This window comes from Actinoplanes sp. NPDC048796, from assembly GCF_040650035.1.
Lineage (GTDB): Bacteria > Actinomycetota > Actinomycetes > Mycobacteriales > Micromonosporaceae > Actinoplanes.
Genome location: NZ_JBEZGO010000012.1, coordinates 134,024 through 160,330 on the forward strand (window position 1 = coordinate 134,024; position 26,307 = coordinate 160,330).

Annotated in this window: 22 protein-coding genes; 8 read left to right on the plus strand and 14 right to left on the minus strand. The window is 71.8% G+C overall.

The features are described 5' to 3' along the window. Positions 1-40: 40 nt before the first annotated feature. The 4 genes from AB0C26_RS36065 to AB0C26_RS36080 form a co-directional block, all read right to left on the minus strand. Positions 41-886 carry a glucose 1-dehydrogenase gene (locus tag AB0C26_RS36065; RefSeq protein ID WP_360256889.1) on the minus strand — a complete coding sequence of 282 codons (846 nt, stop codon included), beginning with the start codon at positions 884-886 and terminating at the stop codon, positions 41-43. 131 nt (positions 887-1,017) lie between these two features. Beyond that, on the minus strand, positions 1,018-1,836 hold the full coding sequence (locus AB0C26_RS36070) for a cytochrome P450 (RefSeq protein ID WP_360256892.1): 819 nt from the start codon (positions 1,834-1,836) through the stop codon (positions 1,018-1,020). A gap of 189 nt (positions 1,837-2,025) precedes the next feature. Further along, on the minus strand, positions 2,026-3,354 hold the full coding sequence (locus AB0C26_RS36075; protein WP_360256894.1) for a squalene monooxygenase: 1,329 nt from the start codon (positions 3,352-3,354) through the stop codon (positions 2,026-2,028). A gap of 96 nt (positions 3,355-3,450) precedes the next feature. Continuing rightward, complete coding sequence (locus tag AB0C26_RS36080) at positions 3,451-3,573, minus strand: hypothetical protein (protein ID WP_360256896.1); 123 nt, start codon at positions 3,571-3,573, stop codon at positions 3,451-3,453. Between the two features lie 387 nt (positions 3,574-3,960). On the opposite strand from AB0C26_RS36080, the gene AB0C26_RS36085 reads away from it, so the two are divergent. Further along, the gene (locus tag AB0C26_RS36085) at positions 3,961-5,019 is read left to right on the plus strand and encodes an AraC family transcriptional regulator ligand-binding domain-containing protein (protein ID WP_360257140.1); all 1,059 of its coding nucleotides are present in this window, start codon (positions 3,961-3,963) and stop codon (positions 5,017-5,019) included. 3 nt (positions 5,020-5,022) lie between these two features. On the opposite strand, the gene AB0C26_RS36090 is transcribed toward AB0C26_RS36085, so the two are convergent. From AB0C26_RS36090 to AB0C26_RS36105, 4 genes are all read right to left on the minus strand, one after another. Further along, positions 5,023-6,798 (minus strand): BTAD domain-containing putative transcriptional regulator, encoded by a 1,776-nt coding sequence (locus AB0C26_RS36090; RefSeq protein ID WP_360256898.1) that lies wholly within the window; start codon positions 6,796-6,798, stop codon positions 5,023-5,025. 58 nt (positions 6,799-6,856) lie between these two features. Beyond that, positions 6,857-8,287: an FAD-binding oxidoreductase gene (locus AB0C26_RS36095; protein WP_360256900.1), complete on the minus strand. Its 1,431-nt coding sequence runs from the start codon at positions 8,285-8,287 to the stop codon at positions 6,857-6,859. Positions 8,288-8,367: 80 nt separating this feature from the next. Beyond that, positions 8,368-9,123, minus strand: a complete 756-nt coding sequence (locus AB0C26_RS36100; RefSeq protein WP_360256902.1) for a GNAT family N-acetyltransferase — start codon at positions 9,121-9,123, stop codon at positions 8,368-8,370. 93 nt (positions 9,124-9,216) lie between these two features. Further along, positions 9,217-10,659, minus strand: a complete 1,443-nt coding sequence (locus AB0C26_RS36105; RefSeq protein ID WP_360256904.1) for an MFS transporter — start codon at positions 10,657-10,659, stop codon at positions 9,217-9,219. A 101-nt stretch (positions 10,660-10,760) separates the two neighbouring features. On the opposite strand from AB0C26_RS36105, the gene AB0C26_RS36110 reads away from it, so the two are divergent. Further along, positions 10,761-11,606 (plus strand): helix-turn-helix transcriptional regulator, encoded by an 846-nt coding sequence (locus AB0C26_RS36110; RefSeq protein ID WP_360256907.1) that lies wholly within the window; start codon positions 10,761-10,763, stop codon positions 11,604-11,606. A gap of 79 nt (positions 11,607-11,685) precedes the next feature. Here the strand turns inward: AB0C26_RS36110 and AB0C26_RS36115 are convergent, their stop codons facing one another. Beyond that, the gene (locus tag AB0C26_RS36115) at positions 11,686-12,504 is read right to left on the minus strand and encodes an MBL fold metallo-hydrolase (RefSeq protein WP_360256909.1); all 819 of its coding nucleotides are present in this window, start codon (positions 12,502-12,504) and stop codon (positions 11,686-11,688) included. 86 nt (positions 12,505-12,590) lie between these two features. Then, positions 12,591-13,499: a LysR family transcriptional regulator gene (locus AB0C26_RS36120; RefSeq protein ID WP_360256911.1), complete on the minus strand. Its 909-nt coding sequence runs from the start codon at positions 13,497-13,499 to the stop codon at positions 12,591-12,593. Between the two features lie 108 nt (positions 13,500-13,607). Between AB0C26_RS36120 and AB0C26_RS36125 the strand changes: the two genes are divergently transcribed. After that, complete coding sequence (locus tag AB0C26_RS36125) at positions 13,608-14,540, plus strand: NAD-dependent epimerase/dehydratase family protein (RefSeq protein ID WP_360256913.1); 933 nt, start codon at positions 13,608-13,610, stop codon at positions 14,538-14,540. Between the two features lie 147 nt (positions 14,541-14,687). Further along, complete coding sequence (locus AB0C26_RS36130; protein ID WP_360256916.1) at positions 14,688-15,176, plus strand: nuclear transport factor 2 family protein; 489 nt, start codon at positions 14,688-14,690, stop codon at positions 15,174-15,176. A 115-nt stretch (positions 15,177-15,291) separates the two neighbouring features. Here AB0C26_RS36130 and AB0C26_RS36135 read toward each other — a convergent pair whose 3' ends face one another. Both AB0C26_RS36135 and AB0C26_RS36140 read right to left on the minus strand, forming a co-directional pair. Next, on the minus strand, positions 15,292-16,341 hold the full coding sequence (locus AB0C26_RS36135) for an NAD(P)/FAD-dependent oxidoreductase (protein ID WP_360256918.1): 1,050 nt from the start codon (positions 16,339-16,341) through the stop codon (positions 15,292-15,294). Between the two features lie 41 nt (positions 16,342-16,382). Then, entirely contained in the window at positions 16,383-17,573 is a 1,191-nt protein-coding gene (locus AB0C26_RS36140; protein ID WP_360256921.1) for an MFS transporter, read from the minus strand. 225 nt (positions 17,574-17,798) lie between these two features. Between AB0C26_RS36140 and AB0C26_RS36145 the strand changes: the two genes are divergently transcribed. From AB0C26_RS36145 to AB0C26_RS36155, 3 genes are all read left to right on the plus strand, one after another. Continuing rightward, the gene (locus tag AB0C26_RS36145; protein ID WP_360256923.1) at positions 17,799-18,794 is read left to right on the plus strand and encodes a hypothetical protein; all 996 of its coding nucleotides are present in this window, start codon (positions 17,799-17,801) and stop codon (positions 18,792-18,794) included. A 75-nt stretch (positions 18,795-18,869) separates the two neighbouring features. Continuing rightward, on the plus strand, positions 18,870-21,917 hold the full coding sequence (locus tag AB0C26_RS36150) for a glycoside hydrolase family 9 protein (RefSeq protein ID WP_360256925.1): 3,048 nt from the start codon (positions 18,870-18,872) through the stop codon (positions 21,915-21,917). 276 nt (positions 21,918-22,193) lie between these two features. Continuing rightward, a complete protein-coding gene (locus AB0C26_RS36155; RefSeq protein ID WP_360256927.1) occupies positions 22,194-22,397 on the plus strand; it encodes a hypothetical protein in 204 nt (67 codons plus the stop codon). Positions 22,398-22,449: 52 nt separating this feature from the next. On the opposite strand, the gene AB0C26_RS36160 is transcribed toward AB0C26_RS36155, so the two are convergent. Both AB0C26_RS36160 and AB0C26_RS36165 read right to left on the minus strand, forming a co-directional pair. Beyond that, positions 22,450-23,061: a dihydrofolate reductase family protein gene (locus tag AB0C26_RS36160; RefSeq protein WP_360256929.1), complete on the minus strand. Its 612-nt coding sequence runs from the start codon at positions 23,059-23,061 to the stop codon at positions 22,450-22,452. Between the two features lie 105 nt (positions 23,062-23,166). Further along, positions 23,167-23,469 (minus strand): hypothetical protein, encoded by a 303-nt coding sequence (locus AB0C26_RS36165; protein WP_360256932.1) that lies wholly within the window; start codon positions 23,467-23,469, stop codon positions 23,167-23,169. A 95-nt stretch (positions 23,470-23,564) separates the two neighbouring features. Between AB0C26_RS36165 and AB0C26_RS36170 the strand changes: the two genes are divergently transcribed. Then, positions 23,565-26,276: a BTAD domain-containing putative transcriptional regulator gene (locus AB0C26_RS36170; protein WP_360256934.1), complete on the plus strand. Its 2,712-nt coding sequence runs from the start codon at positions 23,565-23,567 to the stop codon at positions 26,274-26,276. Positions 26,277-26,307 lie beyond the last annotated feature (31 nt).

Consider the following 26,307-nt stretch of genomic DNA (forward strand, 5'->3'; position numbering starts at 1 on the left):
TCACGGGTCGCCCCGCGACATCCCCGAGCCGGCTCGGCCCCTACCCGAGGTTGATACGAGCCATGGCGTCGCGAATCGACACCATGGCGTCCCACGGCTGCCCGAGCGACAGTCCTCCGTCGACCACCAGGTCCTGACCCGTCATGTACGAGCTGGTCTCGCCGGCGAGGTAGACGGCCGCACCGGTGACGTCGGTGCCGAGACCTGGACGCGGGAGGGCCTGCATCGACTCGGCCTGCTCACGCGCATAGGCCCCGAGCGCGATCAGGCGGTCCCGGGCCTGTTCCTCGGTCGCGCCGGCCGCCTTGCCGAAACGTGTGGTCGCGATGAACCCGGGAGAGATGCTGTTCACCCGGATGCCGTGCCGGCCGAGCTCGGCGGCCGCCCACTTCGTGAGGTGGATGAGGGCTGCCTTGGAGACGGAGTAGGCCACCCCGGCGTACACGACCCGCTCACCGGCGATGCTGGCGATGTTGATGATGCTGCCGCCCGATTCCTGCCGGCGCAGGTGACCGGCGGCGTGCTTGATGCCGTACAGCGCCCCCATGACGTTGACCTCCATGGTGGACCGGAAGTGTCCGGCATCGACATGCTCGATGCTGCCGAGGTGCGACGGCGACCCGGCGTTGTTGACCAGCACGTCCAGGCGGCCGTGCCGGGCGACCGTGTGATTCAGCAGATCGGCCACTTCGCCCTCGACCGAGACGTCGGCCGCCATGAAGGAGGCGGACGCCCCGAACTCGGCCGCCGCCGCCTCTCCCTCCGGCCGGCGGCGGCCGGCCAGCACCACGTACGCCCCTTCGCGCACGAAAGCGCGCGCCACGTCCAGTCCGATGCCGGTGGCCGCGCCGGTGACGACAGCCACCTTTCCCTTCAGCTCATCCACTTCCGGCTCCCTCCGTCGTTTCCGCTGTCAGGCGGGACGACGCCCGCGGCGCACCCGGGTTCAGCCCCGTCACCGGTGAACTTCGCATCACACCGCCGCGGCCGAGCCGGTCGCCCGGGAGGTCGCGCCTGTCACGAACGCTCCCGCATATGGATCCGCAGGGCGGCGAGCCGGTTGAACATGATCGACGGCAGGCGTTCCAGGTTGTCGTCCTCGAGCTGGACGGCGGGGAGCCACTCGATCAGATGCCGTAGCGCGATGCGCGCCTCCAGCCGGGCCAGGGGTGCACCTATGCAGTAGTGGATGCCATGCCCGAACCCCAGGTGGGGTGCCTCGCGGGTGACGTCGAAACGGTCCGGCTCGGCCCCGGTGGCGAAGCTCGCGGTCAGGGGCGAGACGGCCACCACGTCGCCCTGCTGGACGAGCTGACCGCCGAGAGTGAACGTCTCGGTGGCGACGGCCGGCATGGTGGCCTGCACGACGCCGTCGTACCGCAAGGTCCCCTCGACCGTGGCATCGATGAGGTCGCGACGATCGTGGACCAGCGCCAGCTGACCCGGATTGCGGAGCAGTGCGAGAACGCTGTTGGTGATCAGGCTGGCCGTGGTCTCGTGCCCGGCTATGAACAGGACGTACATCATGGAGACGAGCTCGTCCTCGGTCAGCCGGTCGTCTCCGTCACGGGCCTGGATCAAGGCGGTGATGAGGTCGTCCCCGGGCTCCCGCCGCTTGGCCCCGATCGTCTCCCGGAGGAAGCTCAGCATGGTGCCGGAGGCCTCGGCGAACACCGCGACCGAGTTCACCGAGCCGGCGGCCAGAACGGTGAACCAGTCACCGAGGCGCTCCTCGGCGTGCCAGGAGACACCGAGCAGCGCGCAGATGACGCGGAACGGCAACGGATACGCGTATTCCGACGCGACATCGACGACACCGCCTCGCTCCAAGGTCACGCGCCCGGGTGTCGGTCAGCGCGCTGCGGGCCTCGGCGTTGCCGGTGACGAGCCAGGCCGGCCGGCCTCCAGGCAGGATCACCCGGTTCACCGGGCCCCGGCTCGCCAGATCCAGCAGCGCCGCCCGGCGGCGACCGTCCGATACGGCGACGAAGATCTCGCTCACTCTCGGCATGCCGGCGGCGTCGTTCACAGCTCCGCACCCACCTGCGGCCGGAGCCGGGCCGCGATCTCCGGAGCGGCCAGAGCGGACCCCGGGTCGACGAGGTGGAACACCCGGATGAACGCTCGCGCGACCTCCACGTCGGTGGCCGTGGCCGCACGAACCTCAGCGAGATAGGCGGCCCGCGCCGGGTCGATCGGCGGGCGAGCGCCCACCGCCTGCGGAAAACGAAGATCGTTCGACGTCGCCGCGGCCCAGGGCCCGTCCAGCACGGCGTCGGCCGCGGCGAAGAACCGGGCGGCGACCAGGTCCGGGCCGGCGCCGAGAACGTCGGCGAGCGCTCGCGCCTGCAGCGCCGCCACGGTCATCCCCTGGCCGTAGACGTAGCTCAGGGAACACAACGCGTCTCCCATCACCAGGTAGCCCTCGGGCATCCCGGCCAGTTCCGTGTAATGGCGTCGCACCGCATGGGGGAACCGGATCAGCGCCGGCTCCCCGATCGGCTCCGCGTCCCGGATGATCTCCGCGATGTCGGGATTGTCGAGAGTCCCGGCGTAGGCCAGCATCCCGGCCAGATCGGTCGGCGGCGTCTCGCCGAACCACCCGTTCATCGAGACGACCCAGGTGTCGTTCTCCTCGGCCAGCACCAGACCGCTGTGCGGTTGCCCGGGGTGAGCCGGTGAGTTTCCGCCGAGGCGGCCGCCCAGATGGCGGCCACGGCTCCGGAAATGGCGCGAGACCGAGCTCAGGCCGAGCTCCACCGTCTCGTCGCGAACAGTGGGCAGGCCCAGCCGCCCGAGCCACACCGGGCTGCGGGAACCACGACCGCCCGCGTCGACCACCAGGTCGGCGTCCACCAGCCGGTCCGGCTGGGCCAGCCACACACCGGTCACCCCCGACCCGTCGGCGGCGGTACGCAGTCCGGTCACCTCGGTCGAACCGATGACCTCGACGTTGGCGATGGCGGCCACCCGCCGCCGCACGACGTGCTCGACCAGAGCGCGACTGCCCATGACCGTCGGCAGACCCGACCGGTGCGCCAGGATCGGATGACCGTCCAGGTACCACTGGATGTCGGCGGCGGCATCCCCCACCACGGCGCCGGCCGAGACCAAGTCCGGCGTGAAGCCGTCGATCAGCGCGCCGATCGCCAGTGCCCCGCCGGCCAGCATCCCGTGCGCCTGACGGCCCTGCGGCACGCCGCGGCGCGGCACGGCAGAGGCCGGAAGTTCGTCCCGGTCGAACACCAGGACTTTCTCGTACGTGTCACTCAGCACCCGGGCGGCCAACAGGCCGGCCAGCGAACCGCCGATGACGACTGCTCGGCCTCGACGTTTCCCGACTACGTGTTCCATGACAGCCCCTTCCGCGGTCAGCGCCGTACTGGCGCCTTCCGCCGGACGACGGCGGCTTGTCATCTCCGTTCGAGCGCATGCCGGGTGATTGGTGTCTCACCGTGCGACGATCCGGACATCGGCGGTCTCCTCCCCCGGCCACCACGCCGCCCACCAGCCGTTGCCGACAGTCGCCTGGACCGACCGGCCGTCCGGCAGGACGACGTCGACGCCGGTCACGCCGGAGCCGGGTGGGCGCCTCTACGGCGTTCCGGTGACCGGCCGACTCGGCCGGCTGCTCCGAGCGGTTCTGTTCGCCTGGTTCATGCCGGCCCCGCGGCGGGGCCGGCGTGCGCTTCGAAAGTTGCTGAGAGCGTCATTCGCACCGCCACGACGCGTGTCAAGGAGCCGAAGCGGTCCTTTCACCAGGCCGGTGAACCGATCGGGCAGCGCATGAGGTCGGAGGCGGGCGCCGATCGGTCCGGGGCGGGGCGTCGCCGCTCAGGCACGACCGCGGCGGCGCGATCGTCAGAAGGCGGAGCCGGCGGCGTATCGTTCGAAGCCGGACCGTCGGAGTGCAGCAGCATGCGACAAGCGTGCTGTTCAGGAGCGGCCCCGGCCTTGACCGTGGGCGACAAGAATTTGACCGAGGACGACATGAGCGTGATGGTTCGTGCCGCGGCCCTTCGTGGTCTGCCGGAACTCGTGCGGGAGATCGGCGGTGACGCGAGTGCCATGTTCGGCCGTTTCGACATGGCGCCCGCCGTGCTGAACACGACCGACGAGCTGGTGAGCGCGCGGGTGACCGGCGAGTTGCTGGAAACGTTCGCGGCCGACCTTCATTGCCCGGACCTGGGGCTGCGGCTCGCGGCCCGGCAGGATCTCGCGGTGCTCGGCCGGCTCGCTCCGGTCATTCAGCATTCGCTGACGCTCGGCGACGCCATCGACTCCATCACCCGTTTCCTGTTCATGCACAGCCCGTCCCTCGCGGTGACCGATGAGTCGGTGGCCGAGCGGGCGGAGCTCCGGGCCCTCCGCTTCGACTGCTTGATCGGGCCGTTGCTGCCGCAGGTGGCCGATCTGTCGCTGGGCTTGCTGCACCGCGTTCTGCAGTTGCTGTCGGGAGGCGAGTACGGCCTGGTCGCCGTCCACCTGGCCCATCAGCCGCCGGCCGCACCGAACCGGTACCGCGAGTTCTACGGGGTGGAGACCCATTTCGGCCGTCCGGGCAGCGCCCTGCGCCTCACGCGGACCAGCGGCGGCCTGCCGGTCGCCGGAGCCGATCCGTTCGTCCGGGAGGCGCTGCGCGAGTACCTGGGTCAGCATGTGCCCCTTCCCGAGCCACCCATCGAGGACCAGGTGGTACGCCTGCTGGGAAAGTCGATAGGCGGCGGCCAGGCCACCCTGCTGGACGTCGCCCGCCAGTTGCGAACGCATCCCCGGACCGTGGAGCGGCGGCTGTCCGAGGCGGGAACGACCTTCGGCGAACTCCGGGACGAGGTCCGCAAGGACACCGCCTACCACTTGATCACCGCCACCACCGCACCACTCGGCCGGGTGGCGCCGATGGTCGGGCTGACCGATCAGTCCTCGCTCAGCCGGGCGGTCCGCCGCTGGTACGGCATGAGCCCGCTCGCGCTGCGCCGCAGCCGTACCGGAAAGCTCAGCGCGGCCTTCGCCACCTGACGCTCACGCGACTCGCAGGAGGGGGCGCGCGAGGCCGGCCAGCGCTTCGCGGCAGCGTTCCGAGCCCTCGACCTGCTCGGCGCGGCGGCGGGCAAAGGCCTGGATCAGCACGGGGTAGCGGTAGGTGTCGACATCGACCGCCTCCACCAGATGGGCATCGACCAGGTCTTCCAGGGCGGCCCGGGCCTGGGCCCGGGGCAGCCCCGTCATGGCGCACACCTCGTCGACGCTGCGAACGGGCGGAGCGGCCAGCGCCGCGAGGCGGAAGACGCCGGCTGAGACCCCGTCCAGGCGGGCCTCCGCCCGGCGGATCGGCTCATCGACGATCTTGCAGTCCTCATGCATGACGACCGGCTGCCGCAGGTCGTCCGCCAGTTGGCTCATGATCTGCGCGACCGACCAGGCCGGCCGGTCGAGCAGGCGGGCCGCGGCGACCCGGACCGACAACGGGTGACCGGAGCAGGCCGCCACCAGGTCGCGGGCCACGTCCGGCTCGGCGGCGATCCGTTGATGCCCGGCGATCTCGCCGAGCAGGTGGAGAGATTCGAGTTCGGTGAGGGGTCCCAGCCGCTGCCAGGCGACGGCCGGCAACTCCAGCAACCGGCGGGCCGCCGTGACGATGAGAGCGCATCCCGGGAGCAGGGGCTCGACCTGGGCGCTGTCGCCCGCGTCGTCGAGGATCACCAGCATCTGGCGTCCCGAGGTCACCGTGCGCCACAGTGCCGAGCGCTCCGCGGTGGTCTCGGGCAGCGAGATGCCGGGCTGGATCGTCCGCAGCAACGTCGCGAGGGCGTCGTGGGCGCTGACCGTCCGGCCGAGGCGCGTGCCCAGATCCACGTACATCCGCCCGTCGGGGAAACGGTCGGCCAGCAGATGCGCCAAGTGCACGGCCAGCGTCGACTTGCCGGAGCCGCCGAGACCGGTGATGCCGGCGACCGGGACACTGTCCTCGGTGAGGATGCGGCGCAGCCGGTCCACCTCGGCGCGGCGGCCGGTGAAGTCCCGTACATCCGGAGGAATTTGATCCGGGCGAACAGCCCGCGGCTCCAGTGACACGTTCGGAACGCCGGCGGGCTCCTCACCTCGCAGCAACCGCTGATGCAGCCGCTGCGGGCCGGAACCCGGCTCGATGCCCAACTGCTCGGCGAGATCGGTGCGCAACCGCCGGAAGGCCCCAAGTGCCTCGGCCGTCCGGCCGGAGCGGTACAGCGCCGTCATCCACAATTCCGTCAGGCGCTCGTCCAGCGGCCGATCGGCGACCGCCGCGCCCAGGTCGGTGCAGATCTCCTCATGCCGGCCGAGCGTGAGTTCCGCGTCGAACAACTGCTCGTAGGCGGTACGGCGCGACTCCTCCAGCCGGGTGCGCTGGTCGGCGGCGAACTCCGCCTTCACCCCACCGAGCGCCGGGCCGGACCACAGCGCCACTGCCCGGCGCAGGGCCGCCGCCGTTCCGGCGATGTCACCGGCACGCCGGGCGTCACGCGCCTCGCCGGCGAACCGGTCGAATTCGTCGACGTCGAGGCCGGCGCCGTGCCGCACGAGGTGATACCCGCTCGCCGACCTGAGCAGTTCCACTCCACCGGCGGCGAGCAACTGCCGAAGACGGGCGGCATACGTGCGTACGGTGGCGTGCGCCGACGGCGGCGGGTCGTCACCCCAGAGTGCGTCGACGATGTCGTCGATCGGCACCGGGGTCTTCCGCAGCAGCAGCAGACTCAGCAGCCCGCGCTGCTGCGGAGATCCCAGCGGAACATCGCCGGCGTCCGTGACGAGACCCACGGGCCCCAAGAGGGTAAAGCGCACCATGAGAAGAATATCGGACGCCGACCAGCGAAGTTCACTGCTGTTCGATGTCTCCGGCCGACGGCAGGATGTTGTGGTTGAGACGGAAGACGTTGGACGGGTCGTAGTTCGCCTTGATCCGGGCCAGACGGCGGTAGACCGGGGCCGGGTAGGCCGCCCGTAGGGCCTCGGTGTCGAGACCTTCCTCACCCAGGAAGTTGAGGTGCTTGCCGGCCAGCGCCCAGGGTTCGAGGCCGGCGAACAGCTCGCTCGTCCAGCGCACGGCGGGCTCGGTCTGCTCGGGGCCACCGGCCGTGGCGATCCAGAGGACGAACTCCGCCTCCCGCAGCCCGGCCGCGCCGGCACCGGCCGGGGTGTCCCGCAGCGCACCACCGAGATGACGCAGCTCGACGATGTTCGCCGGCACGTCGGCCTTCGGCCCGATCTCCTCGATGAGCCGGGTCACCAGGTCGGCGGTCAGGGGTGGCAGGCTCAGCGTGCCCTCGGCGAACGGGGCCGGGCTGTCCGGGTCGGAGTAGATGGCGGCGAAGCCGGAATAGGGCATGTCGGCGACGGTGTCGACCATGACCGGCGCGGCGGCCCGCAAGGGCTTCAGCAGCGCCTCGCCGTCGGCCGCCGATCCGAGGAACGAGATTCGCACGTGCACGGTGAAGGTGCCGCGCAGCGGCTCCGGGAAGACCGGCAGGTCGGGCATCCGCATGAAGGCGATGGACGTGGTCAGCTCGTTCGGGGCCTGAGCCGTCAGATCCGCGTAGGCCCGCAGCACAGCCTCGGCGTGCTCCCCCGGGAAGATGATCGCCCCGCCGTGCAGCCGGGTGACGGGAAAGAGGTCGAACTCGATGGCCGTGACGACGCCGAGGTTGCTCTTCGAACCGCGGAACGCCCAGAACAGGTCCGGCTCGTTCTCGGCGTCCACATGCCGCTCCTCTCCGTCGGCGGTGACGACGTCCAGCGCGGTGACGTGATCGGAGGCCCAGCCGTACCTACGCCCCATGGTGGCGCTCAGGCCGCCGCCGAGGGTGTAACCGACGACGCCGACGAGCGGCGAGGAGCCGTTGAGCGGCGCGAGCCCGTACGGCGCCGCCGCCTCGACGACCTGCTGCCAGCGGGCGCCGCCGCCGGCCCGGGCCCGGCGCGCCGCCGGGTCGACGGTGACCTCGTCCATCCGGCGCGTCGTGATCATCAGGACGCGGTCACCGCCGACGGCGCTGCTGTGGCCGGTGTTCATGACCGCCACCGCGAGCTCGTGGGCCTCCGCGAACGCCAGCGCGGCCCGGATGTCGGACGGTCCGGTGGCGCCCACGACCACAGCGGGATTGTTGGGCACGATCACGTTGTACATCGCGCACTCCTCCGCGTAGCCCTCCTGGCCGGGCAGCAGGACCGGGCCCGTGACACGCCGGGCCAGTTCGGCGACGTCGGCGGCGCCGACCGCGGTCGATTCGTTGTCGATTGAATTCACCATGACTCCAGTTGATCGGCGTCGCGCCGACGTGGCGCAGACGAAACGTTGACGGGCCGGCCGGCTTCGGGGCCACGCTCGGCTCAGACGAAGTAGGTCCAGGTCTCCACGGTGCGAAAGCCCATCGCGCGGTAGAGCGACAGGCCCTCGTCCGACGCGTGCAGATACGCCGCGACGGCTCCGTCGGCGAACGCGTCCCGGACGACCCGCTCGGTGAGGGCGCGCCCGTATCCACGGCGCCGGGCGGCGGGCTCCGTGGCGACGTTCATGACGCCGACGAGATCGCCGCCGCGGATGCCGTACGCGGTGGCGACCGGACGGCCCGCGACGTAGCCGACGTACGCCGTCGCTCCCGAAAGATCCAGCAACTGCGGCGGCATGATGTCCGCGGTGACCTCCATCGGCATCTCGAAACCGGCGGCCATCGCGGTCAGGAAGTCGTCATGCCCGGCCGACCCCACCACCCGGACCGTCAGGCCGGCGGCCTCGTCGCCGGCCGAAGTCAGATCCGCCGGACGGCACACCATCGTCGGGGTGCGCTCCTGTTCGGTGCGCCCCCACTTCGCGGCGATCTCACGGGTCGCCCGGCTCGGCTCGACGCGGGTCTGGATCGTCCAGGGAACCGCGGCCCGCGCCGCCGTCGCCGCGAACCGGTCGACCTCGCCCGGGTCCGTCTCGCGGCGGCGGTGGAAGACACCGTTGAGCCTCGACAGGGGAACGCCACTGAGCAACAGCTCCACGCCACGGTCACCCTGCCGGCTGACGGGCGGCGCAACCGCCTCGGACAAGCGGCGCAACCCGGCGAAATACGCGTCCGCCACCGCATCGGAAAGATCCATGTCTTCTCGTCTCCCCTCGTCTTGTGGGCCATCAGCGCGGACGACGGCACGGCCACGCGGTTGTTCACCGCGCCGGAAAATGAGACGGTCGCCTCAGCCGGCCCGCCGCACCACCCGGCTGAGCGCCACGCCGCCGCCGACGCCGAGGGCGGCGACCAGGGCACACCCGCCCAGCACACCGGCCACCGCGGGACCGGGCAGATGCCCGGCCTGCACCCGGCCGAGGTAGAAGCCACCGAGCACGGTCACGCCGATGACCTGCGCGAGCTGCTGTGTCGTGGCGAGGATCCCGCCGGCGTCCGCGGCGCGGTCGACGGGAACCTGAACGAGGCTCTGTGTCAGCAGCGGACTGAAGCTCACCCCGGTGGCCGCACCGGTCAGCACCATGACGGGCACCAGAGCGAGCGGACTCTGGCCGCCGCCGCGCAGGGCCCACGCGGTCAGCAGGTAGCCGGCTCCGGCGGTCGGCGCACCCACCACCGGAACCCACGCGTGCCAGGTCGGCGGGAACAGCCGCCACGCATAGCCCAGCGCGCCGAACGCGACCGCCATGGGCGCGAAGAACAAGCCGACATGCAGGGCGCTGTCCCCCAGCGCCGACTGCAGGTGCAGCGAGACGGTGAACAGGAAGCCGCCGTACGCGATCATCCCGGCGGCCAGCGCGGCCACGCCGGCCGCCATCCCCGGGGAGCGGAGCACCTGGAGATCGAGCAGCGGGTCACCGCCACCCGCGGCGACGCGGAGCTCGATGACGACGAACCCGCCCAGCACCAGCGCACCGGCCAGGATCGCGGCGAAGCTCCAGGCCGGCCAGCCCTGCTCACGGCCGAGTACGAGCGGCAGCACGATCAACAGGAGTCCCGCCGACCCGGTGACCAGACCGGGCACGTCGAGCCGGCGCCCCCGGGAGGTGCCGCCGCCCCGCAGGTGACGCGGGATCAGGGCCAGGACGACCAGGCCCACCGGCACATTGAGCAGGAAAGCGGGCCGCCAGGACAGGCCGCCGATGTCGGCCGTGACGATGAGACCGCCGAGGACCTGCCCGGCGATGATCCCGGACGCCATGGTGGCGCCGTACACGCTGAGCGCCCGCGCCCGGTCGGCGCCGTGGAACCGCTGTTGAACGACGCTGAGAATCTGCGGAACGGTCGCGGCGGCGCCGATGCCCTGCACGAAGCGCCCGATGACGAGCACCACGGTGGTGGGAGCCAGACCGCAGACGAGCGAGCCGGCCACGAACAGTGCCAGGCCCCCGGCGAACATCCGGGAGGCGCCGAGCAGGTTGCCCAGGCGGGCACCGGTGATCAGCAACACGGCGTACGCGATGGTGTACCCCGAGACGACGAGTTCGAGCACCGCGCCGGAGGCGTGCAGATCCGTCCGGACCGCGCCCAGGGCGACGTTCACGATGGTCACGTCCGCCGAGACCATGAACAGTCCGGTCACCAGGAGCGCCAGAGCCGCCCAGCGCGAGCGCTCCGGAGCCGGGGCCGCGCCCGGGGCCGGTCGTAGGGTTGTCGCATGGTGAATGTCCATGCTTCGACCATCCGGCGGCGCCCGCCCGCGCGACAGGAGCCTGGTTATCCGGGTATCACCGGCACCAGGCACCGGCGGCGGCCCCCTGCGAAGGTTGCGTCATGACGTCGACGACCGCGGATCCGCGAACGGCACGGCGCGCCGAACTGGCCGACTTCCTGCGGGTACGCCGGGAGCGGGTGACTCCGGGCGAGGTCGGTCTCGCCGTCGGCGGCCGCCGCCGTACGCCGGGATTGCGCCGCGAGGAGGTCGCCCAGCTCGCCGGGGTCGGCGTGACCTGGTACACCTGGCTCGAACAGGGCCGCCCGATCAACGCGAGCACCCAGGTGCTCGACGCGGTGGCGCGGGTGCTCCATCTCGACCCGGCCGAACATCAGCACCTCTACCGGCTCGCCGGCGCCCGGGCCGCGCTGCCGCCGGACCGGGCCTCCCACGCCGAGATCCCCGCCCCGGTGCGTGAGGTGGTGGCGGCCATGCATCCGATCCCGGCCACCCTGATCAACGAGCGCTTCGATCTGCTGGTGTGGAATCAGCCCTGGCAGACCCTGATCGAAACGCTGTACGACGTTCCGTGCGGACACCGCAACCTGATGTGGTGCAGCTTCACCGATCCGCAGGTCAGAGCGGGGGTCGAGAATTGGGAATTCGAAGGCCCGCATCTGGTCGCCATGTTCCGCGCCGCGTACGTCGAGCATCTGCACGACCCGCGGTGGCGTGCTTTCGTGACCGATCTGCGCGCGCACAGCGATGAGTTCGCACATCTCTGGGACCGGCACGAGGTCGCTGCCCCGGCCACGAGCCACCGTGTCTTCCGGCATCCGTCGGCGGGGCGCCTGGCCTTCACCACGCTGAGTCTCGAGGTGACGGAGATGCCGGGCTGCCGCATCCTCACCTACGTTCCCGCTGATGAGCCGACACGGGCGGCGATGCTCGAGCTGACGGCATAGTGAAAGGGTTGCCTCCGGTCTCGGAGGCAACCCGACCTCGGCGAGCGTCTCGGGCCGGCGCGCCGTCGCTCCGCGGGGCTCAGGCCAACAGCCGCGGCGGGGCGGCGAGGACGGTGCTCGGCAGCGGATTCCAGGTGATCGTCCCGTCGGCCGCCCGGGCGACCCGGCCGAAGGGCTGGTCGCCGAAGTGGAAGGCGAAACCAACCGTCCCCGGCACCAGCAACTCGTCGAGCAGGCGCCGCCGGGCGGCCGGCACACTCCCGCCCTGCCAATCCGGGCCGGAGCCCCACTCCACATGGTTCAACTGCAACGGGTGGTGGAAGGCGTCACCGAAGCACAGCAGCCGGTCGGCACCGGCCGTGATCAGATAGGACGTGTGACCCGGGCTGTGGCCGGGAGTGACGATCGCGCGTACGCCAGGAATCACCTCGTCGCCGTCCGCCAGCATGGCGGCGCCGGCCAGCACCGCCTTTTCCGGCGCCGCCCGCCACTCCGCCGCGGCGATCGCGTGGCGAGGAAAGGAATCGGCCCAGCCCACGTGGTCGGGGTGCAGGTGGGTCAGCGCCAGCAGGTCGATCGCCGACGGGTCGTGGCCGAGATCCTTCAGTGTGTCGAGCAGCGATCCGCCATTGACCACGCCGCCACCCGCCTCGCCCCGCACCGGGCCCAGCCCGGCGTCGATCAGCAGTCGCCGCTCACCGGTTTCGACCAGTAGACCGCCGGCCGACATCGGCACCATGCCCCGTTCGTCCAGCAGATCGGGTGTCCACTCGCCGGGTGGTACGGACGGGAAGAAACCGGCTGTGGGGAAGGCCATGGCGCCGTCGACGACGTACGTGAAACGGACCTTGTCGAGCACCAGCGTGCGGACCGAGGACTGGTTCTGCAAGTTTGTCATGTTCGGGTCGACGGCCCCGGCGCCGAGACGTTCAGTGCTGAGGGGTAAGTGCCTCGAACCAGGCCTCGCTGCCTCACGCGAGGTCGTCAACCGCCCTCGAGTTGGTTCCTCACGTCGCGGGGCACCCGCACACCGCGAGTACGCAGATCGGCGATGAAGCGGGCGGCGAGCGGGTCGGGTTCGCCCGGCGTCACCGCGACCAGCGGCCGAACCCACCGGGGCGAGAAGGAGCGGACGACGCCGGGGAAGCCCGCGCTGACCGCACTGACCGGGCCTATCGCGATGCCGAGGCCGGCCGCCGCGAGCTGGGGCGCCGCCGAGGTGACCGCCGTTCTCAGCACCGTCGTCAGGCTGACCCCGGCGGCGCCGAGTGACCGGTCGAGCCAGGCGCTCAAGCCGTTGTCCGGTGCGAAGTGCACCAGGTCCTCGCCGTCGAGCTCGGGGAGTTCCACCGATGGCCGCTCGGCCAGCCGATGGTCTCTCGGCGCCGTCAGCACGATCTCCTCCTCGGCGAGGACCGTGGAGGTGTAACGGCCGTCCACCGGGCCGGGCAGCACCAGAAGGTCGGCCTCCCCACCTTCGAGAAGGCTGAACAGGCCGTCCGGTACGACCGCCTCCTTGAGACCGATGGCCACCCGCGGGTGATGCCGGTGCCACGCGCGAATCACCGGGGCGAGCAGCGGCACGGTCAGGCTCTGCGCGCAGACCAGGCGCAACGTTCCGCCCTTGGCCTCACCCGTGGCCCGGGCCGAGCGCACCGCCGACGCGGCCGCGTCGATCGCCCGCCGAGCGTCCGTGACGGCGGCGCGCCCGGCCGGCGTGAGCGACACCCCACGTGACTCGCGGTGCAGCAGGGGCGTGCGGGTCTCGCGTTCCAGCGCGGCGATCTGCTGGGACACCGCCGGCTGCGACGAGTGCAGCAACCGGGCCGCCTCCGTGATCGATCCGGTGTCCGCCACCGCGACCAGACACTCCAGCGCCCGCAACGAAGCCATTCAGAAATCTTATCGCAGACCGTCGAAGTTCGGATTTTCCGGAGGGAAGCGATTCCGGCCGGCGAGTGCTGAAACCGTACGGAGATCACCACCACCGAGGAGAACGACATGGCACAGACCTTCATCACGGGCGGTTCCGGCTTCATCGGCCGGCGACTGGTCACCCGTCTGCTGGCCGACGGTCACACCGTCAAGGTTCTGGTCCGCAGCAAAGCGTCAGCCGACGTCGTGGCCGCGCTGGGCGCGGAGCCGGTACGCGGCGAGCTGACCGACCCCGAAACCTGGCGAGCCGGCGTCGAGGGCAGCGAGGTGCTGTTCCACCTGGCCGCGGAGACCGACATCACGACCGACCGGGACCAGCAGGAGCTGGTGACGGTGGGCGGCACTCGAGCCGCGCTGCAGGCGGCCCGGCAGGCCGGGGTGACCCGTTTCGTGCACTGCGGCAGCGAGTCCGCGCTTCTGGCCGGCGAGCCGCTCGTCGACGTCGACGAGAACGCGCCACTGCGGCCGGACTCCGAAGCCGCGTACTGCGCGACCAAAGCGGAAGCCGAAACGCTGGTCCTGGCCGCGAACGCGCCGGGATTCGCCACCGTCTCGATCCGGCCCCGGTTCGTGTGGGGGCCCGAGAGCTCCCTCGTCGAAGGTCTGGTGCAGGCGGCCCGCAACGGCGAGTTCGCCTGGATCGAGGGCGGCCGGCACACCACCGACGTCACGTTCGTCGACAACGCGGTCGAGGGTCTCGTCCGCGGATGGCTGCACGGCCGGCCGGGTCACGCGTACTTCATCACCGATCAGCACCGCGTCTCCCTCCGCGAGTTCCTTGAGACGATCTTCGCGATGTACGGAGTCGACGCCACCATCCCGGAGATCGACGCCGGTACCGCCGCCCAGGTGGTTCCCGTTCCCGCGCGCTGGTTCCTGGAGCAGACCTGCACGCTGCGCACCGACAAGGCCGTCGACGACCTCGGCTACCGGGCGATCGTCGCGCACGCGGACGGCCTGAACGCCGTGCGGGACGCGGTGGCCCTCAGCGCCGCCTGAGGTCTGCACGCGGCGAGGTACCCGTCGCGGACGGTGGCGTGGACCGTCCGCGACGACCCTAGCCCTCGTCGGTGCCGACACAGGTGCGGGGCCGGTCGTCAACGTTTCGTAGGCGTCGCGTCTGCGCCCGGCCGGTGGACTGAGACCATGACCGACACCGATCGCACCGCCCTGGCCGCCCTGACCGACCAGGCCGCCATCATCGACACCCTGCACCGCTACACCGCTGGACTCGACCTCAACGACGCCGACCTGCTGGCGTCCTCGCTCACCGAGGACGCCACGGTCGACCTCGGCCCGGCGATGCGCCGCATCGGCTACGACTTCCCTCCGCTCACGCCCCGCGACACCGTGGTCACCAGCCTGATCGGGGCGGTCGGGCCGCTGGACAGCAGCCACGCCATCAGCAACGTTCGGGCCGCCGTCGACGGGGACACCGCGACGGTGTACGCCTACGCGCAGGCCCAGCACTTCAAGCCCGGCGTCGGCTCGGATCCGGCAGTGACCCGGCACGCGCTGATGATGAACCGCTACACCGCGACCATGCGCCGCGACGGCGCCCAGTGGCGCATCCAGCACCTCGACATCGCCAACGCCTGGTTCGACGGCGACCCGGCCATGCTGCTCGGCGACTGACACCGGCCGACAACACCAGGACACGACAACGCCCGGCGCGGCCGCTGACCTCAGCGGCCGCGCCGGGCTTGACTGGCATGGGCAGCTCGAGCTGTACCAGGGCGGGGCCCGCCGGTCAGCGGCTACGGTGCCGCGCGAGACGGTTCACCACCACGGCGGCGTCGGTGGGTATGCCGGACACGAGGCCCGAAGAGAAGGTGTTCTGGAACGGCAGTCCGACGAACCCCAGGCCGGGGACGGTCGCCGAGATTCCCCGCCGATGCGCGGGCCAGCCGTCCGGACCGAAAGCGCGCGGGGTCAGCCAGCCGAAGCCGGGCCGGTACCCGGTGCACCAGACGACGCTGGCCACATCGAGAACGCGGCCGTCGGCAAGGCGGGGCCGGCCGTCCCGGGTGCCGGCGACTCGGGGTACCCGGCGGACGCCGGCGGCTCGCAGACTCGCCGGCGACTGCCAGACCAAGGGCGCCGCCCGCCGGACCTTGGCCCGCACCAACCCACCCAGCGCACCCGACGGCACCCGACGGCTGAACACCAGACGCTGCAACACCCGGCTGCGGGAAAGGGCGACGGGCACCGAGCCGGTGCTGGGCCCGGCCATCCACACCTCGTGCTCACGGGCGAGCTCCACGGCTATGTCGCCGGCTGATGTTCCCGCGCCCACGATCAGCACCGGCCCGGGCGGCACGTTCGCCGGGTTCCGGTAGTCGGCGGAGTGCATCTGCGGAAGGCCGGGACTCAGATCACCGGCGAAGGCCGGAATCATGGGAACGCCGAAGGCCCCGGTGGCCGCTATCACCGAGTCCGCCTCGAAGACGGTCCCATTGTCAGCGGTGATGCGGTGCTTTCCGTCGTCGACGGTATGCGAGCGCACCCTGACGCCCGTGTGCAAGGGCATGGCGAAGTGCTCCGCGTACTCGCTCAGATAGTCCGCCATCTCGGTGCGGCTGGGATGGGCCCGCGGATCGAGGGGGAACGGCAGTCCCGGCAGCCGGCAGAACCGCGCCGGAGTGAACAACCGGAGTGAGTCGTAGCGCCGCCGCCAGACGTCGCCGGGACGGTCGTCACGCTCCAGCACCACGAACCGTTTACCGGCCGCACGCAGGTGCCAGGCGGCGGCAAGGCCGGCTGTGCCACCTCCGACCACAACGGTGTCGACCTCTGTCATCGCTGCTTCCTTTCTCGGGAGCCCGGCGCCCGGGCCGCCGTTCAACGGGCGGTCGGCCGTAGGGCGCTGGTGAGAAGGGCCCCACCGGCGATGGCGGCGATGCTGCCGGCGACCAGTGGGGCACCCGCCCCGATGTGGTCCACCAGCAGACCGCCGCCGACCGCGGCCAGGGCGATGGCGACCTGGAACACTGTCACGGTCACCCCGCCCAGTTGCTCGAGATGTGCCGGGTCGGTCCGGGCGGCCCAGGTCTGGGCCGTGGTCGGGACGCCGCCGAAGCCGAAGCCCCACAACGCGGCGGCGACGAACAGGCCGGCCCGGCCGCCTCCAGTGAGGATCATGGTCAGCATGCCCAGGCCGACCATCGCGGGAAACAGCAGCGCGGCGGCACGCAGGACGCGGTCGGCCAGCACGCCGCTGGCTGCCGTGCCCGCCACGTTGGCGATCCCGTAGACGAACAGCAGCACCGCCAGCCCGGCGGCGTCGATACCGGACACGCTCTCCGCGGCCGGGCGGATGTAGGTGAAGCCGGTGAAGTGACCGGCGACAACCACCAGGATCGACCCCAGTCCGAACAGGACCGGCCGTGACCGCAACGTCACGACCAGGACCCGGAGGCTGCCCGCCGCGTCCGGGACGAAGCGGGGCAGGGTCACCGCCTGCACGATCAGCGCGACCAGGGCCACCCCGGCGGCCAGCAGGAACACCCCGCGCCATCCCCAGAGCGCGCCGAGCCAGGTGCCGAGCGGGACGGCCGCGATCGTGGCGACCGAGACGCCGGCATTGATCACGGTCACGGCGCGGCCCAGGTAGTCACTGGGCACGAGGCGGGCCGACATGGCGATCGCGACGGCCCAGAAGCCGCCGAGACTCACGCCCATCAGCAGGCGCGCGGGCAACAGGACGGCCAGGTTGGGGGCGATGGCCACCAGCACGTCGGAGACGATGGCCGCCGTCGTGAGCCCGACCAGCACCAGCCGCCTGTCCGTGCGGGGCAGCAGAGCCGGCAGGAAGAGGCCCGACAGGCCCGCGCCGATGGCCGTCATGGTGACCGCCTGACCGGCGGTGCCCTCGCTGACGCCCAGGTCGGCGGCGATGGCCGGGAGCAGGCTGGCCGGCAGGAACTCGGCCATCACCAGAGCGAAGACACCCAGACCGAGCGAGACGACGCCGGCCCATGACGCGGTTCGGTTTGCCGCCTGTTTCACGTCCGGCGCTGATGCGTTGTGCATGTGGGAACCCCCGTAGCTTGCCGTCGGTCGGTTGGTTGCAGGGCCCTACGGGAAGAGGTCTATGTGGTTCAGCGACGGTGAGCCGGATCACGCAATGCCGCACCCTCGAGGTCCACCGCGATCAGTACGAGACCGCCGAGGGCGGACCGGTCGGGTCGACTTTGGTTTCGGCCGGGACGACTTTGGACGGCTGCGCCGCCGTGACGGGTCGGGCACGTTGACGTCATGACAGTCGACAGGAGCAGGCCCGGGCTGGTGCGGCGAGCGGTCACCAGCCCGGTCCTGCTCGTCCTTTTCACAGCGCCGTTCTTCGGTGAGGGCCTGTCCGGTTCCAGTCCGCCCTTCGAGCTTCTGCTGCCCTGGAACCTCGCTTTCATGGTGGCCCTGTACGGATGCGGCGCGCTCATCTGCCGGGAGGTCGCCCACCGGTTCGGGCTGGGGTTCGCCGGGCTGGTCCTGCTCGGCGCCGCGTACGGCGTGTGGGAGGAGGCGCTCGTCGACCGGTACTGGTTCCTCCCCCAGTTCTGGCAGGACTCCGGCATCGGCGCCTACAGCGTCGTGTGGCACACCAACGTGCTGCTCGCCGGTCACCTCACGGTGTTCCACACGGCGATCAGCATCTGCTCGCCGGTTCTCGTCGTCGAGTGGCTCGTTCCCCGGGCGCGAGACCGGCCGTGGACCGGCCGCCCGGGGCTTGTCGCCGCCGGCCTGGTGCTCGCCGTGACACCGGTGGTCTACGGCGAGTTCGACCAGCGCCCGCCGGCCCTCGTCCTCGCGGCCGCGGCGGCTCTGCTCGTCGCGCTCGTGACGGCGGCCTTCCTCGTGGGCCGCCGGCGACATCCGGCCCTCTCCCCACCGTGCCGACCGCGCCGAGGGCTCGGACTGCTCGCCTTCACCGGCGCCGGCGCCCACTGGGTCCTGACCTACACGGTCCCGTCGACCGGGCTGTCCTGGCCTCTCGGCGTGGCGCTGTCACTGCTCCCCGTGGCCATCGGTCTCTTCCTGATACCGCGCCTGGCCGTCACCGGGCCGTACGGAACCGACGGCATCCGCGTGGTGGCCGGCCTGCTCACGTTCTTCGTCCTCCTTGACCTGCTCGTCGCGCTGCTCGGTCGCTACGACATGATCCTCAGCGCCGTTCTCACGGTCTGGCTCACGCGACGGCTGTCCAGGTCGGGCACCGGCACACTCGATTCACGCGGATCGATTGACGGGCCGTAACAGGCTGGAGACAATGGACGCCTCTGGGAGCGCTCCCACTCCCCCGCCGCTCCGCGAAGCCTGAAGGGAACCTTCGTGACTTCAAACCTGCGTAAGCGGGTCACCGCGCTGACCGCGGCCGCCGTCGTGGCCACCGTGGCGCTGACGGGCCTGTCCGGGCAGCCGGCGTCGGCCGAACCGACGCAGCACATCCCCAACGGCGACTTCAGCGCCGGGACAACCGGCTGGTGGTCCACCGACAACGCCCCGCTGTCCGGCGCCGGTGGACAGCTCTGCGCCGACGTTCCCGGTGGCACCGCCAACCCGTGGGATGTCAGCCTCGGCCACAACGACATCCCGCTGATCGATGGCGCCGCCTATCGGCTGAGCTTCCGCGCGCACGCCAGCGCGCCGGCCACCGTACGGGCGAATGTCCAGCTCAATGAGGCGCCCTACACCGCTGCCCTGTCGCGGGACGTGGCGCTGACGACCGAGGACCAGAGCTTCGAGTACGCGTTCACCTCCACCCTGGACTCCCCCGGCGGCACCCTGACGTTCCAGCTCGGCGGCCGTTCCGAGGGTTTCACCTTCTGCCTCGACGACGTGTCGCTGACCAGTGACGCCGCCGTCCCGCCGGCCGGCCCCGAGCAGCTGGAGAACGGCGACTTCGCCGACGGCACCGCGGGCTGGTACTCCTACGGCACCACGGCCACCGGGGTCGAGGACGGGCAGCTGTGCGCCACCGTGCCGGCCGGGCTGGCCAACCCCTGGGACGCCGGGATCGGGCAGAACAACGTCGCGCTGAAGGCCGGATCGTCGTACACGCTGTCGTTCGACGCCTCGGCCACGCCCGCCGCCGGCGTCCGGGCCACCGTCCAGCTCGGCGCCGACCCGTACACGTCGTACTTCAGCCGTGACGTCGCGCTGACCGCCGAGCGCCAGCACCTGGAATACACGTTCACCGCCACCGAGGACACCGCCGCGGGCCAGGTCGCCTTCCAGGTCGGCGGCGCCGCCGCGGAGTACCGGCTGTGCCTGGACAACGTGTCGTTGATCGGCGGTGAGGAAGAGCCGCCGTACGTGCCGGACACCGGGCCACGGGTGCGGGTCAACCAGGTCGGCTACCTGCCGGCCGGTCCGAAGAACGCCACGCTGGTCACCGAGGCCACCGCGGCGCTGGACTGGCAGCTCAAGACCGCGGCCGGCGCCGTGGCCGCGTCGGGCCGCAGCACGCCGCGCGGGGTGGACGCCGCCTCCGGCCAGAACGTCCACACCATCGACTTCTCCGCCTACACCACGGCCGGAACCGGCTACACGCTCGTCGCCGACGGGCAGACCAGCCACCCGTTCGACATCTCCGGCACCGTCTACCAGCGGCTGCGCTCGGACGCCCTGCAGTTCTTCTACATTCAGCGCAGCGGCATCGCGATCGACGGCGGCCTGGTCGGCGAGCAGTACGCCCGGCCGGCCGGTCACCTCGGCGTGGCCCCCAACAAGGGCGACACCAGCGTGCCGTGCCGGGCCGGTTCCTGCGACTACCGGCTCGACGTGCGCGGCGGCTGGTACGACGCCGGAGATCATGGGAAGTACGTGGTGAACGGCGGTATCGCCGTACAGCAGTTGTTGAGCAGTTTCGAACGCACCAAGACCGCCGTCACCGCCGACGGCGGCGCCGGCCTGGCCGACAGCACCCTGCGGGTGCCCGAACGCGGCAACAAGGTTCCCGACATCCTCGACGAGGCCCGCTGGGAGCTGGAATTCCTGATGCGCATGCAGGTGCCGGCCGGCCGGCCGTTCGCCGGCATGGCCCACCACAAGATCCACGACGCCAACTGGACCGGCCTGCCGATGCAGCCCGAGGACGACCCCGAGCAACGGGAGCTGCAGCCGCCGTCGACGGCGGCCACGCTGAACCTGGCGGCCACCGCGGCCCAGGGCGCGCGGCTGTTCGCCCCGTACGACGCGGCGTTCTCGGCCAAGCTGCTGACCTCGGCCCGCACCGCGTACGCGGCGGCGAAGGCGAACCCGGCCAAGCTGGCGCAGGACCTGGGCGGGGGCGGCGGCTCGTACGGCGACGACGACGTCTCCGACGAGTTCTACTGGGCCGCCGCCGAGCTCTATCTGACCACCGGCGAGGCGGCGTTCCTGACCGATGTGACGGCGTCCAGGCACCACACCGGCGACGTCTTCGCCGCGACCGGCTTCGGCTGGGCCAACACCGCGGCGCTGGGCCGGCTCGACCTGGCCACCGTGCCGAGCGCGTTGCCGTCCGCCGACCGGCAGCGGGTGCGCCAGTCGGTGGTCACCGCCGCCGACGGCTATCTGGCCACCCTCGGCGCCCAGGCGTACGGGCTGCCGATGCCGGGCAACGCGGGCAGCTATTTCTGGGGCGGCAACAGCAACGTCCTCAACAACGTCCAGGTGCTGGCGACCGCGTTCGATCTGACCGACGCCGGGAAGTACCGCGACGGGGCGGTGCAGGGTGTCGACTACATCCTCGGCCGGAACGCGCTGAACCAGTCCTACGTGACCGGCTGGGGCGAGAAGGCGTCCCAGAACCAGCACACCCGGATCTACGCCCACGAGAAGGACGCCGCGCTGCCGCATCCGCCGGCCGGCTCGCTGGCCGGTGGCGCGAACGCGGGGCTGGACGACCCGTACGCGAAGGCTCTGCTCTCCGGCTGCAAGCCGATGTTCTGCTACGTCGACGACATCGAGTCGTACGCCACCAACGAGGTCGCCATCAACTGGAACTCGGCCCTGGCCTGGGTGGCGTCGTTCCTGGCCGATCAGGGCGCCGGCGAACCGGTCCCGGCGGCGTCCTGCCGGGTCTCGTACAGCAACTACGGCGACTGGGCGGACGGACGAGGGTTCACCGCGCAACTGGCGGTCACCAACACCGGCAGCACGGTCGTGGACGGCTGGGCGGTGCGCTTCGCCTTCCTCGGCGGTCAGCGCGTCCGCGAGGCGTGGTCGGCCGAGGCGGCGCAGTCCGGCGCCACGGTGACGGCCCGCAACGTCGCCGCGAACCGGCGCCTCCAACCGGGGGCGACCGTGTACTTCGGTTTCAACGCCACCACGCCGGGCGGCCCCAACCCGGCGCCGGAACTGATCACTCTCAACGGGGCGGCCTGCGGCCGCTGACGGAGTCTCGGTAGCCATCCGGCGGGGGGGGGGGGGGGGCGGGGCCCCCCCCCCGCCGCGGGGGGGGGGGGGGGGGGGGGGGCGGCCCCACCGCGCCCCCCCGCCCCCGCCCCCCCCCCCCCCCCCCCGCCACGTCACCCCCCCCCGGGGGCGCCCCGCGGGCCGGCCGCGGTGGCCCCCCCCCCCCCCGGGGGCCGGCCCCCCCCCCCCCCCCCCCGCCGCTGAGCTCATACTCGTCGGTGTGGCCTTCCCGCTCTTGATCGGCCGGCGACGGACGTGAGCTCTCTGAGGCCGGCGAGCCGGCCGTTCGTCGGGCTGGCCGCCGGCGCGGGCGCCGGCTGGCTCTGGGGCTGGTCCGCGAGCGATTACGAAGCGATCGACTCAGCGGTCGGCACCGCGCTGCTGGGCGCCGTGGCCGGCCTTCTGGCCGGTGCAGTCGCCTACTCGCTCGCCCGCCGCCGCCACCGCGATGGAGGATGACCGATTCGACATCGGTCCGGTCCCGCCGCGCCGGGGAAGGCTCGGCGGGGCCTCACTCGGCGGCGCTCCCTTCGGCCAGGCGGTCGTAAGTGAGGAAGGCGGCACCGCTGCCCAGCACGACGTGGTCGGTGAGGTGCCACGCGCGCGGGTGGAAGGTGGCACTGGCGGAGAACAGGGGGATGCCGGCGCCGATGGTCAGGGCGCCCACCTTGAGGACCAGCCGGTCGATCTCCTGGTAGAGCGCGCCGGCCAGCTCGGCGCCCCCGACCAGCCAGATGTCCTTGCCGGCACGGCGCTTGAGGTCACGCACCGTCGGGACCGGGCCGGCGGCGACCAGCTCGACGCCCGCGTCGGGGCTCTCGGTGAGGGTGCGGGAGAAGACCAGGTGGCGCAGGTGCGGGAAGGCGTTGGTGACCCCGGCCCGAAGTCCGAGCTCGTAGCTGCGGCGCCCTTCCAGAACGGTGTCGAAGTGGGTGCCCTCGGCGGTGACGGACAGGGCGGCACGGGCCCCGGCCGGCAGCGTCTCCGGGTAGTGGGCCGCGATGTGCTGGATGTAGTCGGCGGGCAGGGGCCAGAAGCCTCCGGGACCGCTGGGATCGGCGCCGTCCGGACCGGCGATGAAGCCGTCGAGAGTGGTGGCGACGTAGTACACCAGCTTGCGCATCGACGGGCTCGCTTTCGTGATGGTCGAGTCCCGCATCATGCCCTACGACAGCGGCACCGGCGCGGCCCGGCAGATCGGGACGCGCCGGTGATCCGGCTGCTCGGATCAGCTCGCGTTGGCGGTCTGCCAGCCGCGCTTGATGATGCGGGTGCTGCACGAGCCCGTCGTGGACCAGTTGTTGATGGTCTTCCAGGAGCCGTACTGCCGGAACTCGGTCTGGCCGCTGGAGGACTCGCAGTCCTGCCAGGCGCGGATGAGTCCGGTGCCGGCGGTGAACCTCACCGATGTGGTGGTGCTGGTGTACCGCGTCTGGATTCTGCTCGGTGCGGCCTGGGCGGCCGTGGGCACGGCCAGCAGGGCCGTGGTCATGGCGGCCGCGGCGGTCACGGCGGCAAGGGATCGTGTCATGAATTTTCCTCTCCCGGGCTTCGGTGTGGCACTGCGTCTACCGTGTTCGATGTCGGTCGATGTTTTGTTGAAGAACTGTTGAGCGCGGGGGCGTCATGCGGTTTCAGCTGCTCGGAGAGCCGCAAATTCACGCTCCGGGGCGGGTCGTGGCGATGGGGCCACCGAAGCAGGCGGTCGTTCTCACCGCCCTGCTTCTGGACGCCAACCGGCCGCTCACCACCGAGGTCCTGGTGGAACGGGTCTGGGGAACCGAGGCGCCCGGCCACGCGGCGCGCACGCTGCACACGTACGTCTCCCGCATCCGGCAGTTGCTGGAGCCGGGGGAAGGCCCGGTCCGGTTGCACCGTCACCGCGGCGGCGGCTACCTGCTCGAGCTGCCCGAGGAGTCGCTGGATCTGTCCGACTTCCGGGAGCTCGTCGCCCGGGCGGCCGACCTGGACCGGGCCGATCCGAAACGCGTGGTCCTGCTGCGCGAGGCCCTGACGCTGTGGCGAGGTCAACCCCTCGCCGGCCTGCCCGGCGACTGGGCCGGCCGGGCGCGCACGCTGCTGGTCGACGAGCGGATCGAGGCGACCGTCCAGTGGGCCGATGCCGAGATCCGGACCGGCCATCCGGCCGCCGCGATCGGGCCTCTCACCGAGCTCGCCGAGCAGCATCCGCTCGTCGAGCCGTTGGCCGCCGCGCTCATCCGTACCCTGGCCGCCGCCGGGCGTACCGCCAAAGCCGTCAATCAATTCCTTTCCGTACGCCGTCGCCTGGTCGACGAGCTGGGCGTCGAGCCCGGCGCCGAGCTGCGGGCGGCCCACCGGGACGTCCTGCGCCAGACGCCGGAACCCGACGAGATCGTTCCGGCCCAGCTGCCCCTCGACGTGCCGGACTTCGTCGGCCGCGAGGCGGAGCTGCAGCGGTTGGACGACCTGGCCCGCACCGCGGTGATCGTCATCTCCGGTACGGCCGGGGCCGGCAAGAGCGCGCTGGTCGTGCACTGGAGTCATCGGGTGCGCCGCCGTTTCCCGGACGGCCAGCTCTACGTCAATCTGCTCGGCTTCGACCCGGCCGGTGTCACGCTGAGCCCGGCCGACGCGTTGCGCAACCTGCTCATCTCCCTGGGCGTGCCCACCGCCCGCATCCCGGCCGAGGTGGACGCGCGCTCCGCGCTCTATCGCAGCGTTCTCGCCGACCGCCGGGTGCTGGTGGTGCTGGACAACGCGGCCCATGAACGCGACGTGCGCCCGCTGCTGCCCGGCGCACCGGACTGCCTGGTCGTCGTCACCAGCCGCAAGCAGCTGCCCGGTCTGGTCGCCGCCGAGTGCGCCCGGCCGGTGGAGCTAGGTCTTCTGCCGCCCGCGCAGGCCCGGGAGCTGCTGAGCCGCCGGCTCGGCGCCCGGCGGGTCGCCGCCGAGCCGGCCGCCGTGGACCGGATCCTCGCCTCCTGCGCCCGGCTTCCGCTGGCGTTGACCGTCACCGCCGCCCGGGCCCTGCAGCAGCCCGAGCTACCGCTGACACGGCTGGCGGAGCAGTTGTACGCCGTACGGGAAAGCCTTGACGCTTTTGCCGGTGACGACGAGGCGACCGACGTACGAGCGGTGTTGTCCTGGTCCTATCGGGCCTTGACCCCCGGGGCGGCCCGGCTGTTCCGGCTGCTCGGCCTGCATCCGGGCCCCGACGTGGCGTTGCCGGCCGTCGCCGCCCTGCTCGGCGAGCCGGTCGAGGCCGCCGAGCGGCACCTGCGCGCGCTGACCCGGGCCAATCTGATCACCGAGCACCGGCCGGACCGCTACCAGCTGCACGATCTGCTCCGAACGTACGCCGGCGAACTGCTGCGGCCCGAGGAGTCAGCGGAGCCGTTGAGCCGGCTGCTCGACCACTATGTGCACTCGGCGTACGCCGCCGACCTGATCCTCTATCCGCACCGGGACGTTCCCGAACTCACCACCGACGGCCCCGTGACCAGGCCGGCCGACCGCGCCGAGGCGCTCGCCTGGTTCGCCGAGGAACACCAGATCCTGGTACGCATGGTCGGGCGCGCCCACCAGGCCGGCCTCGACTCCGGCGCGTGGCTGCTGGCGCGGGGGTTGACCACGTACTTCGATTTCCAAGGTCACTGGCAGGACTGGGTGGCGACCCAGCGGATCGCGCTGTCGTCGGCGACCCGCTCGGGTGATCCGGCCCGAGCGGCGTTCGCCCACCTCAACCTCGGTCTCGCCTTCGCCCAGCTCCGCCCGGAAGACGCGATCCGCCACCTGCGGCTCGCCCTCGACGGCTACCGGCGTCTCGGCCAGGCGAAGGGGCAGGCGCACACCCACAACGCACTCGCCTCGGTCCTCGGCAACCAGGGCGATCCCCGGGAAGCGCTGCGCGAGACCGAGAGGGCGGTCGAGCTGTTCGGCCGGGTGGGCGACCAGGACGGGCAGGCGCGGGCGCTCAACAACCTCGGCTGGTACCACACCCAGCTCGGCGAGAGCGACCGCGCGCTGGCCCGCTGCCGGGAGGCGCTGCGGCTGCACCGGCGGATCGGCGACCGGTACGGCGAGGCGAACACCCTGGACAGCCTGGGGCTGACGTACCACCACCTGGGCGACCACGATCGGGCGGTGCGGGAATACCGGGCGGCGCTGGACGCGTGGCGTGAGGTGGCCGACCGCTACAACGAGGCCGGCACCCTCGGCCGGCTCGGCGACACGTACCAGGCCCTCGGCGAGACCGGCGCGGCCCGGAAGGTGTGGGAGAGGGCGCTGACCATGCTGACCGACCTCGGCCACACCGACGCCGAACAGATCCGCCGCAGCCTCGACGCCCTGCCCTAGACATTTCTTCCACATCGCTTCCACACGGCGG